The following is a 15,143-nucleotide window of genomic DNA, read 5'->3' on the forward strand; positions in this document are numbered from 1 at the left end:
TGTCTGACGACTTGTCCCCACGGGACCGTGGGGATGACGGGCGTGGATCACGCAGCGGCGGCACGTCCCCTGCGCGAATTCCCGCGCATCCGCAAGGCGACAGAAAACCAAGGGAGAAGCCGAATGAGCCTCATGAAATCCGCCCTTCTGGGCAGCGCGCTGGTCCTGGCCTCGGGGCCGGTGCTGGCCCAGCAGGAGCAGTTCATCACCATCGGCACCGGCGGCCAGACCGGTGTCTATTACGTGGTGGGGCAGTCGATCTGCCGGCTTGTGAACCGCGAGACCGCCGACCACGGCCTGCGCTGCACAGCGCCCTCGACCGGCGGCTCTATTGCCAACATCAACGCCATCAAGGCAGGCGACATGACGATGGGTGTCGCCCAGTCCGACTGGCAGTTCCACGCCTATAACGGCAGCTCTGACTATGAAGGCGACGCCTTCCCCGAACTGCGCGCGGTCTTTGGCGTGCATCCCGAGCCCTTCACCGTCGTCGCCCGCGCCGATAGCGGCGTGACCACTTTCGAGGAACTGGCCGGCAAGCGCGTGAACGTGGGCAACCCCGGTTCCGGTTCGCGCGGGACGTTCGAGATCGTGCTGGACGCCAAGGGCATGTCGATGTCCGACTTCGCGCTGGCATCCGAACTGCGGCCGGCCGAGCAGTCGGCGGCGCTTGGCGACAACCAGGTGGACGCGATCAGCTACACCGTTGGCCATCCCAACGGCTCGATCCAGGAGGCGACCTCGACCGTGGACGCGCGTCTCGTGACGGTGGCGGGCGAGGCGATCGACCGTCTGGTCGAGGAAAACCCCTTCTACGCCAAGGTCACGATTCCCGGCGGCATGTATGCGGGCAATGACGAGGATACCGAGACCTTCGGTGTTCTGGCGACCTTCGTCACCTCGGCCGATGTCCCCGAAGAGACCGTCTATCAGGTCGTGCGCGCGGTCTTCGAGAACTTCGACCGCTTCAAGCAGCTGCACCCGGCCTTTGAGTCGCTGGAGCCCGAGACGATGATCTCGGAAGGGCTCAGCGCGCCGCTGCATGACGGCGCCGCCCGCTATTACCGCGAGCGCGGCTGGATCGAGTGATCCGGCCCGGATCGGGCGGCCCCTCGCGGGCCGCCCTTTTCAAAAGAGAACGACAAGAATGACCAATGCATCGCAGGGGTGCCGTGATGAGTGACAGGGACAGGGACGACAAGGCGCGCCGCCAGCAACAGGCCGCCGCCGTCGAAACGGGGGCCGCAGGCCGAGGCGCGCTGAGCCAGGATGAACTGGACGAGCTGGTCGCCTCCAGCGACACGGGCGCGCGCACTCCGCCCGGGCTGGTCGGCAAGCTGATCCTGGGGGTGGCGCTGTGCTGGTCGCTGTTCCAGCTGTGGATCGCCTCGCCTCTGCCCTTCATGCTGAACTTCGGGATCATCAGCGCGACCGATGCCCGTGCGGTGCATCTGGCCTTTGCGCTGTTCCTGGCCTTCATGGCCTATCCGGCCGAGCGTTCGCCCATCCAGCTTGGGCTGGGCATCCTGGCGCCGATCGTGCTGTCGGGCCTGTTCATCTATGGCGCGCCGTCCAGCTTTCCTGCGTGGTGGATCGGGCTGACCGGGGCGGGGATCATCGCGGCCATCCTGCTGGGCAGCCCGAAGAACCGGGTGCCGGTCTGGGAATGGGCGCTGGCGCTGGTGGCGGCGGGGGTCGCGCTTTACGTCTTTGTCTACAGTGACGAATTGGGCCGCCGTGTCGGTGCGCCGATCCAGACCGACCTGCTTGTCGCCGTTATCGGGATCATGCTGTTGCTGGAGGCCGCGCGCCGCAGTCTTGGCCCGGCGCTGATGATCGTGGCGACCGTGTTTCTGGTCTATACCTTCCTCGGGCCCTACATGCCCTCGATCATCGCGCATCGCGGGAATTCGCTGTCCGAAGTCGCCAACCACCAATGGGTCACGACCGAGGGCGTCTTCGGCATCGCGCTTGGCGTCTCGACCAGTTTCGTCTTTCTGTTCGTGCTGTTCGGCGCGCTCTTGGACAAGGCGGGGGCCGGGAACTACTTCATCCAGGTCGCCTTTTCGCTGATGGGCCACCTGCGCGGCGGCCCGGCCAAGGCGGCGGTCGTCAGCAGCGCCATGACGGGCCTGATTTCCGGGTCCAGCATCGCCAATGTGGTGACGACCGGCACCTTTACCATCCCCCTGATGAAGCGCGTGGGCTTTTCCGCCGAAAAGGCGGGCGCGGTCGAGGTCGCATCCTCGGTCAACGGCCAGATCATGCCGCCCGTCATGGGGGCGGCCGCCTTCCTGATGGTCGAATATGTCGGCATCCCCTATTTCGAGGTCGTCAAGCACGCCTTCCTGCCCGCCACGATCAGCTACATCGCGCTGGTCTATATCGTCCATCTGGAGGCGATGAAGGCCGGGATGCAGGGCCTGCTCCGCGCCTACGAGCCGCCGCCGATCCTGCGCCGCCTGCTGGTCGCCGCCTTCATCATCGCGGGCATCTGCGCCCTGTCGCTGGTCGTCTATTACACGATGGGCTGGATCAGGCCCGCCTTTGGCGCCAATGCGGGTTACGTGGTCTTTGGCCTGCTGACGGCGGCCTATGTCGCGCTGATGTGGATCGCCTCGCGCGAGAAGCCGCTGGAGCTGGACGACCCGAACGCGCCTGTCACCGCGCTGCCCTTGCCGGGGCCGACGGTGCGGTCGGGGCTGCACTATATCCTGCCGGTGGTCGTGCTGGTGTGGTCGCTGATGGTGGACCGCCTGTCGCCGGGCCTGTCAGCCTTCTGGGCGACGGCCTTCATGATCTTCATCCTGTTGACGCAGCGCCCGCTGATGGCGCTGCTGCGCGGCGAAAGCGCGCTTGTGGCGCGCATCCGTCAGGGCTTTGACGAACTGGTGGACGGGCTGATCAGTGGCGCGCGCAACATGATCGGCATCGGCATCGCCACCGCGACGGCGGGCATCATCGTGGGCGTCGTCAGTCAGACCGGCGTCGGCGCGGCGCTGGCCGATGTGGTCGAGCTTCTGTCGGGCGGCAACCTGATGCTGATCCTGCTCTTGACGGCGGTCCTTTCGCTGATCCTGGGGATGGGCCTGCCGACCACGGCGAACTACATCGTCGTCTCGGCGCTGCTGGCGCCGGTGATCGTCACGCTTGGCCAGCAGAACGGACTGATCGTGCCGCTGATCGCGGTGCATCTGTTCGTCTTCTACTTCGGGATCATGGCGGATGTGACGCCGCCGGTCGGTCTGGCCTCGTTCGCCGCCGCCGCCGTGTCGGGGGGCGATCCGATCCGCACCGGCGTTGTGGCCTTCTTCTACAGCCTGCGGACGGCGGCGCTGCCGTTCCTGTTCATCTTCAACACCGATCTTCTGCTGATCGATGTGGGCTGGGTGATGGGGATCTTCGTATTCGTCACCGCGACGATCGCGATGCTGCTGTTCGCCGCCGCGACACAGGGCTGGTTCCTTGTGCGCAACCGGATCTGGGAATCGGCGCTGCTGCTGTTGATCGCCTTCACGATCTTCCGCCCGGGCTTCTTCTGGAGCTATGTCTATCCGCCCTTCGAGGAACGGCCCGGCACGGAATTCGTGCAGGCGCTTGAGGACAGCGTGCCCGGCGAGGGGCTGCGCCTGCGGATCGCCGGGCTGAACGACATCGGCAGCCCGATCGAGTTCGTGGCCATCCTGCCCGTTCCCGAGGGCGAGACCGGGCAGGACCGGCTGGACGCTGCCGGGATCGAACTGATCGAGGATGGCGAGCGCCTGATGATCGACAACGTGGCCTTTGGCAGCCCGGCGCAATCGGCGGGGCTGGACTGGGATCAGACGATCCTGTCGGTCGAGGCGCCGGTCGATGCGCCCTCGCGCTACTGGGCCTATATCCCGGCCTTCCTGCTTCTGGGCGGCGTGGTCTGGCTGCAACGCCGCCGCCTGCCCGTCCCCGCACAGGGCCGCGACAAGGAGACGCGTCATGCATGACAACATCCTTCTGCCCATCGACCTGCAACACCCCGAGACTTGGGAAAACGCCCTGCCCGCCGCGATCCGGCTGGCGGGGGAAACGGGGGTGATCCACCTGCTGGGGATCGTCCACGATTTCGGCAGCTCAATGGTGGCGACCTTCCTGCCAAAGGGCTACGAGGCGCGCATCCTTCAGGTGATGAAGGACGATCTGGACCGCTTCGCCAGCGAGAACCTGCCCGACAACGACCGTGTCCAGATCCATGTCGGACATGGTCATGTGGCCGAGACGATCCTGAAATCGGCCAGGAAATTCGGCGCCGACCTGATCGTGATGGCCAGCCCCAAGCCTGACGAGCTGCGCAGCATCCTGGTCAGCCGCGACGTGAACGCCGTGGTGCGCCACTCGCCCGTCTCGGTGCTGGTCGTTCGTTGACAGCGCCGCGCGACTGGTGAAGCTGGCGGTCATGCAGACCGACATCCAGATCGCTCGCGCGGCCCAAAAGCGCCCCATTTCCCAGATCGCCGCCGGGCTTGGCCTTGGCGGCGACCAGATCCTGCCCTATGGCCATGACAAGGCCAAGATCACCCATGACGCGCTGGCCGCGCTGAGCGGGCGCCCGGAAGGGCGGCTGATCCTTGTCACCGCCATCAACCCGACCCCTGCGGGCGAGGGCAAGACTACCACGACCGTGGGGCTTGGCGATGCGCTGAACCGGATCGGCAAGCGCGCCACCATCTGCATCCGCGAGGCCAGCCTTGGTCCGAATTTCGGCATGAAGGGTGGGGCCGCTGGTGGCGGCTTCGCGCAGATCGTCCCGATGGAGGAGATGAACCTTCATTTCACCGGCGATTTCCACGCCATCACCTCGGCCCATAACCTGCTGGCCGCGATGATCGACAACCACATCCATTGGGGTAACGCCTTGCGGATCGACACGCGCCGCGTGACATGGCGGCGGGTGATGGACATGAACGACCGCGCGCTACGCGACATAACGGTCGGTCTGGGCGGGCCTGCCAACGGTTTTGCCCGCCAGACGGGTTTTGACATCACCGTCGCCTCCGAGGTCATGGCGATCCTGTGCCTTGCCCGCGATCTGGCCGATCTGAACGACCGCCTCGGCCGGATCGTCGTGGCGCAGGACATGGACCGCAGCCCCGTGACCGCCCGCGATCTGGGTGCGGACGGGGCAATGACGGTCCTGCTAAAGGACGCGTTGCAGCCCAATCTGGTGCAGACGCTGGAAAACAACCCCGCCTTCGTGCATGGCGGCCCCTTTGCCAATATCGCGCATGGCTGCAACAGCCTGATCGCCACCCGCGCGGCCTTGCGCCTGTCCGATTACGTCGTGACCGAGGCAGGTTTCGGCGCCGATCTGGGGGCCGAGAAATTCATCAACATCAAGTGTCGGCTGGGCGGGCTGACCCCTTCGGCGGCGGTGCTGGTGGCGACGATCCGGGCGCTCAAGATGAACGGCGGCGTGGGCAAGGGCGATCTGGCGCAGGAGGATGTGGCCGCCGTGACGCGCGGCTGCGCCAATCTGGGGCGGCATCTAGAGAACCTTGCTGGCTTCGGCCTGCCGGTCGTGGTTGCGGTGAACCATTTCGAGGGCGACAGCCCTGCCGAACTGGCCGCGGTGCAGGAATTCTGTGCCGCGCGCGGCGTGCGGGCCATTCCCGCGCGGCACTGGGCGTTGGGGGGCGCGGGGGCCGAGGATCTGGCCCGTGCCGTCGTCGATCTGGCTGAGGGGCGGGCGGAGTTCCGCCCGCTCTATCCCGACGAGATGCCGCTTTGGGACAAGATCCAGACGATCTGCACCCGCATCCATCGCGCGGCCCGTGTCGAGGCCGCGCCGGGCATCCGCGACCAGCTTGCCGCGTGGGAGGCTGCAGGCCATGGCCGCATGCCGGTCTGCATCGCCAAGACGCAATACAGTTTCTCGACCGATCCCGACCTGCGCGGCGCGCCCGAGGGGCATGTGATCCCCGTGCGCGAGGTGCGGCTGAATGCGGGGGCCGGTTTCGTCGTGGCGATCTGCGGGCAGATCATGACCATGCCCGGCCTGCCGCGCAGTCCCGCCGCCCAGTCGATCCGGCTGGACGAGGACGGGCAGGTCGAGGGCCTGTTCTAGGCGACCATCGCCGGGGCAGGGGCCTGATCGAAGGCGCCTGCCAGAAGGATCGTCTGTTCAAGGGCGCGGGCGAGGTCGCTGAAGGGTGCATTCCCGGCCTCTGTCGCGGCCAGCGCCGCACCCGCCAATCGACGCGCGAAGCCCAGAGTGCCGGGCGGCGGGGCTGCGCCATGGCGCCGCGCCTGCGCCATCAGCGCAAGAAAGGCGCGGCCATCGTTCCGGTAGGTCGCGCGGTCCCATGCCGCGGGATCGCAGGCCTGTCCCGTCTGGCGCACCGGCGCGCCGGCCAGCCAGGCCAGTTCGGCCATGGGCAGGGGCCCGACCGGTCGCCAGGCCAGATGACGACGCAGGGCAAGGGCCGCGACCGGATCGCCAAAGACGATCGATGCCAGCCGCGCCAGCCGCGCCCGACCGGGCATGACAGGGGCACCCGACAGCCGGTTGCGCCCCGTTGCCCGCATCACCAGCACATCGCCCAGAAGACGCGACCAGGGGTCAGGCGGCGGCGCTTGCAACCGGCTCTCCATCTGCGCGGCAAGTGCCAGCATCGCGCCCGTGATCGGCCTGACTGGCGGCGACAGGGGCGCAAGTCGCCGGTTGGGGCGCGTCAGCTGAAAGGCCAGCAGCACCGAAAGCGTGGGGCCCATCCCCTCGGCCAGTGGCGTTGGGCCGTCGGGCCGGCGCAGGCGGGCGGGAAAGCCGCCATCGGGGCCTTGCAGATCCAGAAGCCGGGTCAGCAAGGCGGCCACCTCATGCTGCGGATCGACCAGAAGCAGGCCGCAGAGCGCCTGTGCCAGGCATTGCGTGTCGCCCATCTCGCCCGCCAGCCTTGTCCAATCGTGCAGGGCCGCCAGCAGATCCTGATGCCGCGCGGCCGAGGACAGGCGCGGCAGGCCCCCCGCCTGACGCCACAGCGCCAACAGCAGCGCCAGTCGCCCCGACAGGTAGTCGCGGTCGATCACCGGGGGCAGGGGGGCCAGCAGGGTCCTTTCGGCCTCGGGCGGGGGCGCGGCGCCGCAGAGCAGACGCAGCGCGATGCCGCGGGCCGGATCCTCGGCCAGATCGGCCAGAGCCAGCGCGCAGGCGGGATCGCGGGGCGCGATCAGCGGCGCGGCCAGGATCAGTGCGGGCGGCGCGGGCAGGCCGGCCAGATGGTCCAGCGCCGCGCGGCGCGGCAGATCGGGGGGCAGGCGGCGGCGTGTCAGCACCTCGACCGGCGAGGGCCGCCCGGTCAGCGCGCCGAGGATCGGGCCGACGACGCCCGCCTGCGCCAGCGCGCCAAGATCCGGATGGGTTGCGGGCAGCGGATCGGGCAGCGCCATGACATGCTGGCGCATCCATTCGATCGCGCGATGCCCGACCAGCCGCATCACCTGTTCAAGACCCTGTTCCATCGCACCACCGACACGGGATATCGCACAAGGCTTGCCGCGCCCGCGCCCTTTGGCCAAGCGCAGGATGACGACAAAACGAGCCAGTTCACCGCCCAACCCCGCGATTGCCTTGCGCCTGCGGGCGGGGTAAAGCGCCCTCCATGAGCAACCGCCCCGAACTTCCGCCCGAAATCGCCCGCCGCCGGACCTTTGCGATCATCTCGCATCCCGATGCCGGCAAGACCACGCTGACCGAGAAATTCCTGCTGTATGGTGGCGCCATCCAGATGGCCGGTCAGGTGCGTGCCAAGGGCGAGGCGCGGCGCACCAGGTCGGACTTCATGAAGATGGAGCAGGACCGCGGCATCTCGGTCTCGGCCTCGGCGATGTCGTTCGATTTTGATGCATATCGCTTCAATCTGGTCGATACGCCGGGCCATAGCGACTTTTCCGAGGACACCTATCGCACGCTGACGGCGGTGGATGCGGCGATCATGGTCATCGACGGCGCCAAGGGCGTCGAATCGCAGACCCGCAAGCTGTTCGAGGTCTGCCGGTTGCGCGACCTGCCGATCCTGACCTTCTGCAACAAGATGGACCGCGAAAGCCGCGACACGTTCGAGATCATCGACGAGATCCAGGAGAACCTGGCCATCGACGTGGCACCGGCCAGCTGGCCCATCGGGGTCGGGCGCGACTTCATCGGCTGCTACGACATGCTGCGCGACCGGCTGGAACTGATGGACCGCGCAGACCGCAACAAGGTCGCTGAAAGCATCGCGATCGAGGGGCTGGACGATCCCAAACTGGCCGATCACGTCCCCGCCGACCTTCTGGCCAAGCTGCGCGACGAGATCGAGATGGCGCGCGAATTGCTGCCCGCCTTCGACCGGCAATCCTTTCTGGAAGGTCACATGACGCCGATCTGGTTCGGCAGCGCGATCAACAGCTTCGGCGTGCGCGAGCTGATGAAGGGGATCAGCGAATACGGGCCTCCGCCCCAGCCACAGAACGCCGCCGGGCGTCAGATCAGCCCCGAAGAGACGCCTGTGACCGGCTTCGTCTTCAAGGTGCAGGCGAACATGGACCCCAAGCACCGCGACCGGGTGGCCTTTGTGCGTCTGGCCTCGGGGCATTTCGAGCGCGGCATGAAGCTGACGCATGTGCGGTCGAAAAAGCCGATGGCGGTGACGAACCCGGTCCTGTTCCTGGCCGCCGACCGCGAACTGGCCGAAGAGGCTTGGGCCGGCGACATCATCGGCATTCCGAACCACGGCCAGCTTCGCATCGGCGATGCCCTGACCGAGGGCGAGGCCCTGCGCTTCACCGGCATTCCGTCCTTTGCGCCCGAGCTTCTGCAGAGCGTGCGCGCGACCGATCCGATGAAGGCCAAGCATCTGGAAAAGGCGCTGATGCAATTCGCCGAAGAGGGCGCGGCCAAGGTGTTCAAGCCGGCCATCGGCTCGGGCTTCATCGTGGGCGTCGTCGGCGCGCTGCAATTCGAGGTACTGGCCAGCCGGATCGAGATCGAATACGGCATCCCCGTGCGCTTCGAGGGCAGCCAGTTCACCAGCGCGCGGTGGGTCAGCGGCCCCAAGGACAAGGTCGATGCCTTCGCCAATGCCAACAAGGGCCATCTGGCGCATGACCATGACGGCGATCTGGTCTATCTGACCCGCCTGCAATGGGACATCGACCGGATCGGGCGCGACCATCCCGACCTGAAGCTGACCGCCACCAAGGAGATGATGGTCTGATCCCGCGCCGCCCCATGAGCCAGAGCCGCCCGTGATCGGGCGGCCCCGGTCTCAGCTTTCGTCGAAGGTCTCGATCATCAGGATGGCGGCGCAATTCGCGGGCTCGATCGTGCCGACCCAGATGTCGTAAAGCCCGGTTTGCGCGGCCGAGATACGGATGACAGGGTTCAGCCCGTCCTCGTCGTCGGAATAGACGTATTGCTCGTCGGGCAGGTTCACAAGCAGGGTCGTGTCGCAATCCGACTGAACGCGGATATCCAGCAGCCTGCGATCCCCCTGTCCGTCATATTCGACACTGAGATCAGGGGCTTCCGCCAGATAGCCGATCCCCGGCATCGACAGGCACGAGGTCAGGTTCACCGAGCCGCCCGCGATCAGCGGCGTTTGGTAGCGCGAGAACAGGCTGGTGGCGCTGGCCTCGATGGTCTTGGGGGCGACGAGGCGCCAGTCCGGGCAATCCTGTGCGGCGGCGGCCAGCGGCGTGGCGGCGATGGCGAGGCCCAGACAGACCTTCAGGTGCAGGCAGGATCGAAGCATCGGGCGGCCTCATTTGCAGCGGGCGTTTGCCCTATCTGCACATGCCCGGCCGCCCGATGTCAAATGCGAAAGCGCGGGCCTCAGGCCAGGTGCGCGTCCATCGTGATCTCGGCGTTCAGCAACTTGCTGATCGGGCATCCGGCCTTGGCCTTTTCGGCCATCTCGCGCAGCGTGTCGGGGTCGCCCTCGCCGCGGATCGTGGTGGTCAGATGGGCCTTCTTGACGGCGAAACCCTCGCCCTCCCTGTCCATCGAGATGTCCGAGCGGGTCTCGATCTCGACCCCGGTGATGCCTGCCTGTTCCAGCATCATCGCCAGCGCCATCGAAAAACACGAGGCATGGGCGGCGCCGACCAGTTCCTCGGGGTTGGTGCCGGGGCCGTCCTCGAACCGGGTATTGAAGCCGTAGGCCAGCGCGTCCAGCGCGCCCGACGCGGTTGAGACCGTGCCCTTGCCGCCCTTGAGACCGCCTTGCCATTTCGCCGAACCGCTGCGGGTGATCATGCCATGTTCCCTTCCTGCTATCGGGCCGGAGCAGTTCGCCCGGCGCCCGAGGGCGCGCGGGGATCGAGGGTCCGGCCGCCGTTTCCGGCCCTCAACACATGCGGGGACGGGAAAGTTCCGGCGGCCCTCAGCGGCGGAACAGGCGCTGATGCTCGGCGATGGCGTAGCGGTCGGTCATGCCCGAGACGTAATCCAGCACCAGACGCGCGCGCTCGGTCTCGTCGTTCAGGGCGCGTGCGGCCTGGTGCCATTGGTCGGGCATCGCCTCGGGATGGGCCAGGTAATGCGGAAAGAGGTCGTTCACCATCCGCGTCACCGATTCGCGTTCGACCACCACCGAAGGCGCGCGATACATGCGCTGGAACAGGAAGGACTTGATCGCCTTGATGTTCTGGTAGAGCGGTTTCGAGAACCGGATGATCGGGCCGTCCATCGCCCGGATCTCGTCGACATGGCGGGGTTGCAGGCCCGCAAGGCGGTTCTGGGCGACCGCGATCACATCCTCGACCATGACGCCAAAGACGCGGCGCAGGGCCTCGTAGCGGCGGCGGGTCGGGTCGAGGCCGGGATAGAGGGCGTCCACCTCGGCGAAGGCGGGGCCGATCACGGGCAGGTCGGACAGCTCGGCCTCGGTGAACAATTCGGCGCGCAGGCCGTCATGCAGGTCGTGGTGGTTATAGGCCACGTCGTCGGCCACGGCGGCGACCTGCGCCTCGGCGCTGGCATTGCTGTGCAGTTCCAGATCCCAGGCGGCGTTCACCTCGGCGAGGGCATAGGGCAGGGGGCCGGTGACGGGGCCTCCTGTCGGGCTTGTCCCGACAAGCGGTCCATTATGCTTGGCGATGCCTTCCAGCGATTCCCAGGTCAGGTTCAGACCGTCGTAATCGGCGTAATGGCGTTCGAGGCGGGTGATGATCCGCAGGGCCTGGGCGTTGTGGTCGAAGCCGCCATGGGGCTCCATCAGGACGGCCAGCGCGTCCTCGCCGGTATGGCCAAAGGGCGGGTGGCCCAGGTCATGCGCCAGGGCGACCGTCTCGGCCAGATCGGTGTTCAGGTTCAGCGCGCCCGCGATGGTGCGGGCGACCTGGGCCACCTCGATCGTGTGGGTCAGGCGGGTGCGGAAATAATCGCCGCGCCATGCCTCGCCGTCATGTTCGACGAAAACCTGCGTCTTGTGCTTGAGCCGCCGAAAGGCCGACGAATGGATGATCCGGTCCCGATCCCGCTGCCAGGGCGAGCGGAAGGTGGACAGCTTTTCCGGAAACAGCCGTCCGCGGCTCTGATCGGGCTGGCAGGCATAGGGCGCGAGGGCGGTCATGGGCGTGGGGCTTCCTTGCGGGACGTGCGCGCCAACCCTATATTTCGCAGCAGATGTGGAAAACCGGAACGCCCCATGAACCTGCCGCCGAAAGTCACCGAACGCGCCTTTGAGCGCCTGGCCCAGATCAATGCCGGCAAAGAGCCGCAGCCCCTGCGGGTGGCGGTCTCGGGCGGGGGGTGTTCGGGTTTCCAGTACGACATCCGCCTGGACCAGCCCGCCCCCGACGATCTGGTGCTTGAGGGCGCGGGCCAGCAGGTGCTGGTCGATCCGGTCTCGCTGCCGTTTCTGGCGGGCGCGGTGATCGATTTCTCCGAGGAACTGATCGGCGCGCGCTTCGTGATCGAGAACCCCAACGCCTCCAGCAGCTGCGGCTGCGGGACGTCCTTCTCGATGTAAGCGGGCTTGCCAAGGGGGATGGCCGGACGCATGGTCGCGCCATGAAAATCGCAAGCTTCAACATCAATGGCGTCAAGGCCCGGATCGAGGCCCTGACCGCTTGGCTGGGCCAGACCGATGCCGATCTGGTCGTTCTTCAGGAAATCAAGTCGGTGGACGAGGCGTTCCCCCGCGCCCATTTCGAGGATCTGGGCTGGCAGGTCGAGACGCATGGGCAAAAGGGCTTCAATGGCGTCGCGATCCTGTCGCGGCTGCCCTTGGAGGACGTGACGCGCGGCTTGGCCGGCGACGATGGCGACGAACAGGCCCGCTATATCGAGGCGACCGTGACCGGCACGCAATCGGTGCGGATCGCGGGGCTTTACCTGCCCAACGGCAACCCCGCGCCGGGACCGAAATACGATTACAAGCTGGCCTGGATGGAGCGCCTGCGCCTGCGCGCCGCCGAATTGCTGGCGCTTGAAATGCCGGTGGTGATGCTGGGCGATTACAACATCATCCCCGAGGCCCGCGACGTGGCCAATCCGCAGAACTGGCTTGACGATGCGCTGTTCCGTCCCGAAAGCCGCGCCGCGTTCCGGGCGATCCTGCATCAGGGCTGGACCGATGCCATCCGCATCCGTGACCCCCACGGAACGCGCGGGCCGTTCACCTTCTGGGATTATCAGGCGGGGGCGTGGAACCGCGATGACGGCATCCGCATCGACCACGTGCTGCTGTCGCCCGAAGCCGCCGATCTGATGGTCGATGCGGGCGTCGAACGCGACGTCCGCGCGGGCGAGAAGCCAAGCGACCACGTCCCGGTCTGGGTGCGGCTGGCCGCCTGACCGGGCGTCAGATCACCAGAACGCCGGAATGCTTGGCCTTGTGTTCGGGTTCGACATGGATGGTGATCTGCGCGTCGGGCAGGTGTTCCTTCAGCGCGGCCTCGATCCGGTCGCAGATGTCATGCGCCTCGGCGACGGTGGTCTGGCCGTCAACGACCAGATGAAAATCGATGAAGGTGGCGCGCCCGGCATGGCGCGTGCGCAGGTCATGCGCCTCGATCGCGCCCTCGGCCCTGTCCGAGATGATCTGCCGGATCTCGGACAGGGCGCGATCCGACACGGCCTCGTCCATCAGGCCCGAAACCGAGGCCGTCACGACCTTCCAGCCCGACCAGAGGATGTTCACCCCGACCAGCATCGCCAGGATCGGGTCTAGGATCATCCAGCCCGTCGCCAGCGCCAGCCCGATGCCCGCCAGAACGCCCATGGACGAGATCACGTCGGTCAAAAGGTGTTTGCCGTCCGCGACCAGCGCGGGCGAGCGCCGCCTGCGCCCCTCGCGGATCAGCACCCAGCACCACAGGCCGTTCAGGACCGAGGCGAAAGCGTTGATCGCCAGCCCCAGACCGGGCTGTTCCAGCATGCGCGGCGATTGCAGCGCGCCCCAGGCCTGATGCAGGATCAGAAGCGCGGCGAGGATGATCAGCACGCCCTCGATGACGGCGCTGATGAATTCCGCCTTGTGGTGGCCGTAGGGGTGACCCTGATCCGCCGGGCGCTGCGCGACGCCGATCGCGACCAGCGCCGCGATGGCCGCCGCCACGTTGACGATGCTTTCCAGCGCATCCGACAACAGCGCGACCGAACCTGTCAGCCACCAGGCCAGCGCCTTCAGAGCAAGGACGGCAAGGCCCAGCAGGATGCTGCCTGCGGCGAGTTTCATCGTGGTGGTCATGGCGGCCCGGTCGCGCTGGTCTTGTCGCGCCTGCCTTTGACAGAAGCGGGGCCTGATCTCAACCATCCGATGTGACAGAATCTTGATTGACCCAACAATCAATTTCCTGCAATCTGGTGGGAACATCCCGATCAGCGGCCCCTCGGGGGTCGCGCCGGCGACGATCCGGCGGCCACCGATCCCACCTCTGGCGGGACGGATGAGGCTGCGCGGTTGCGGGCCGGTTCCACACAGACGCGAGGCGATCCCGACACGAGGACGATCCATGACACCCATCATCACTCTGGCCTATCTCAGCGTTCTCGGCTGTGCGCTCTTCGTGCTGCTGCGCTATCCAAGGCTCAAATGCCGCGGCGAAAGCCCGGTCGGGCTGTTCACGCTGATCGCGCTGCTGTTCACGGCGGGGCTGGATATGGGTCTGGTGATGCTGCCGCTGAACGAGTTCCCCGTTTATGAAAGCGACCCGGCCTTTGGATTCACCAACGCGCTGGCGGTCGAATTCGGGATGTGGGGGCCGCTGGTCTGGCTGATGTATTTCGTCACGACCTTCTACTTCGTCGCCATCGAGCCGCGCCTGCGCCTGTTCGAGATCCCCGCGATCAAGCTTGTCTACAACCTGACGATCATCGCGACCTGTTCCTTCACCTGCTACCTGTTCATGATCAACCTGCCCGGCTATGCGCCCGACCTGCCGCAGGGCGCGATCTGGGCGCTGGTCCTGGTGGTGATCGCGACCTCGGTCGTATCCAGCGGTGACATGCGGGTGATGAAATGGCTGGCGATCGTCTCCAGCTACGGGTTCGGCGTTCTGGCCTTCACGGCGCTGGCGATGATCGCCTTCGTCTATAGCCGGGTGGGTCTGGGCGACTTCTTCGGCAGCGTCGCGATGCTGGGCGATTATTTCCGGCATCTGCCGCGCTTTGCCACGCCCATCGGCGATTACCACGAATTCTACCTGTTCTGGTGGTTCGCCTGGTCGATCATGATCGGACAGTTCGTGGCGCGCTTCGTGGGCGGGTTGCCGGTCTGGCAACTGGCGCTGGCGATGGTGGCGCTGCCGGCCGTGCCTCTGGGGCTGTGGTTCTCGGTTCTCTATGTCTATCACGCGAACCAGATCGTGATCCCGACATGGTTGAACTGGTTCATGATCGTCGTGGGCGTGGTCTTCGTGATCAACTCGCTCGACAGCCTGATCCGGCTTTACTCGGCCAATCTGGGCTGGACGCGGGAGAGGCTGGGCGGGCGTTACTACCCGATCCATGCCGTGCTGCAGGCGACGCTGGTCGCGGCCTATGTCTTCACCCCGTTCGAGATCCAGTGGGTGGGGCTGGTCGTGGCGGGGATCTATGCCGTGATCTATGTGCTGCTTGCACGGCGCCTGACGAAATTGTCGGCTCTGCATGGTCCCGCCACGCCCGGCTGAGGCCGGGCCGCGGCGGG

General features: G+C 66.6%; 13 protein-coding genes. 8 read left to right on the forward strand and 5 right to left on the reverse strand.

Going from position 1 to position 15,143, the window contains the following annotated elements; genetic code table 11:
* Positions 1-123 precede the first annotated feature (123 nt).
* From ACTZWU_RS03570 to ACTZWU_RS03585, 4 genes are all read left to right on the forward strand, one after another.
* Positions 124-1,089, forward strand: coding sequence for a TAXI family TRAP transporter solute-binding subunit (locus ACTZWU_RS03570; protein WP_444735985.1), 966 nt, complete (start codon positions 124-126; stop codon positions 1,087-1,089).
* A gap of 86 nt (positions 1,090-1,175) precedes the next feature.
* Positions 1,176-3,977 (forward strand): TRAP transporter permease, encoded by a 2,802-nt coding sequence (locus ACTZWU_RS03575; protein ID WP_444735986.1) that lies wholly within the window; start codon positions 1,176-1,178, stop codon positions 3,975-3,977.
* Complete coding sequence (locus ACTZWU_RS03580) at positions 3,970-4,395, forward strand: universal stress protein (protein WP_444735987.1); 426 nt, start codon at positions 3,970-3,972, stop codon at positions 4,393-4,395. The genes ACTZWU_RS03575 and ACTZWU_RS03580 overlap by 8 nt, the downstream gene beginning before the upstream one ends.
* 31 nt (positions 4,396-4,426) lie before the next feature.
* Entirely contained in the window at positions 4,427-6,094 is a 1,668-nt protein-coding gene (locus ACTZWU_RS03585; protein WP_444735988.1) for a formate--tetrahydrofolate ligase, read from the forward strand.
* Here the strand turns inward: ACTZWU_RS03585 and ACTZWU_RS03590 are convergent.
* A complete protein-coding gene (locus ACTZWU_RS03590) occupies positions 6,091-7,488 on the reverse strand; it encodes a hypothetical protein (RefSeq protein ID WP_444735989.1) in 1,398 nt (465 codons plus the stop codon). The two genes, ACTZWU_RS03585 and ACTZWU_RS03590, sit on opposite strands and share 4 nt — an antisense overlap.
* Before the next feature lie 140 nt (positions 7,489-7,628).
* Here ACTZWU_RS03590 and ACTZWU_RS03595 point away from each other — a divergent pair, with 140 nt between their 5' ends.
* On the forward strand, positions 7,629-9,224 hold the full coding sequence (locus ACTZWU_RS03595) for a peptide chain release factor 3 (RefSeq protein ID WP_444735990.1): 1,596 nt from the start codon (positions 7,629-7,631) through the stop codon (positions 9,222-9,224).
* Positions 9,225-9,275: 51 nt separating this feature from the next.
* Here the strand turns inward: ACTZWU_RS03595 and ACTZWU_RS03600 are convergent, their stop codons facing one another.
* From ACTZWU_RS03600 to ACTZWU_RS03610, 3 genes are all read right to left on the reverse strand, one after another.
* Positions 9,276-9,761, reverse strand: coding sequence for a peptidase S1 (locus ACTZWU_RS03600; RefSeq protein ID WP_444735991.1), 486 nt, complete (start codon positions 9,759-9,761; stop codon positions 9,276-9,278).
* Positions 9,762-9,841: 80 nt separating this feature from the next.
* Positions 9,842-10,264 carry an OsmC family protein gene (locus ACTZWU_RS03605; protein ID WP_444735992.1) on the reverse strand — a complete coding sequence of 141 codons (423 nt, stop codon included), beginning with the start codon at positions 10,262-10,264 and terminating at the stop codon, positions 9,842-9,844.
* Positions 10,265-10,391: 127 nt separating this feature from the next.
* The gene (locus ACTZWU_RS03610) at positions 10,392-11,582 is read right to left on the reverse strand and encodes a deoxyguanosinetriphosphate triphosphohydrolase (RefSeq protein ID WP_444735993.1); all 1,191 of its coding nucleotides are present in this window, start codon (positions 11,580-11,582) and stop codon (positions 10,392-10,394) included.
* A gap of 75 nt (positions 11,583-11,657) precedes the next feature.
* Here ACTZWU_RS03610 and ACTZWU_RS03615 point away from each other — a divergent pair, with 75 nt between their 5' ends.
* Entirely contained in the window at positions 11,658-11,981 is a 324-nt protein-coding gene (locus ACTZWU_RS03615) for a HesB/IscA family protein (protein ID WP_444735994.1), read from the forward strand.
* A gap of 41 nt (positions 11,982-12,022) precedes the next feature.
* Positions 12,023-12,808 carry an exodeoxyribonuclease III gene (gene xth, locus ACTZWU_RS03620; protein ID WP_444735995.1) on the forward strand — a complete coding sequence of 262 codons (786 nt, stop codon included), beginning with the start codon at positions 12,023-12,025 and terminating at the stop codon, positions 12,806-12,808.
* A gap of 7 nt (positions 12,809-12,815) precedes the next feature.
* Here xth and ACTZWU_RS03625 read toward each other — a convergent pair whose 3' ends face one another.
* The gene (locus ACTZWU_RS03625) at positions 12,816-13,703 is read right to left on the reverse strand and encodes a cation diffusion facilitator family transporter (RefSeq protein ID WP_444735996.1); all 888 of its coding nucleotides are present in this window, start codon (positions 13,701-13,703) and stop codon (positions 12,816-12,818) included.
* A 265-nt stretch (positions 13,704-13,968) separates the two neighbouring features.
* On the opposite strand from ACTZWU_RS03625, the gene ACTZWU_RS03630 reads away from it, so the two are divergent.
* A complete protein-coding gene (locus ACTZWU_RS03630; protein WP_444735997.1) occupies positions 13,969-15,126 on the forward strand; it encodes a BCCT family transporter in 1,158 nt (385 codons plus the stop codon).
* Positions 15,127-15,143 lie beyond the last annotated feature (17 nt).

The sequence above is a fragment of the Paracoccus sp. NSM genome, from assembly GCF_052379855.1.
In the GTDB taxonomy this organism is placed as follows: Bacteria; Pseudomonadota; Alphaproteobacteria; order Rhodobacterales; family Rhodobacteraceae; genus Paracoccus.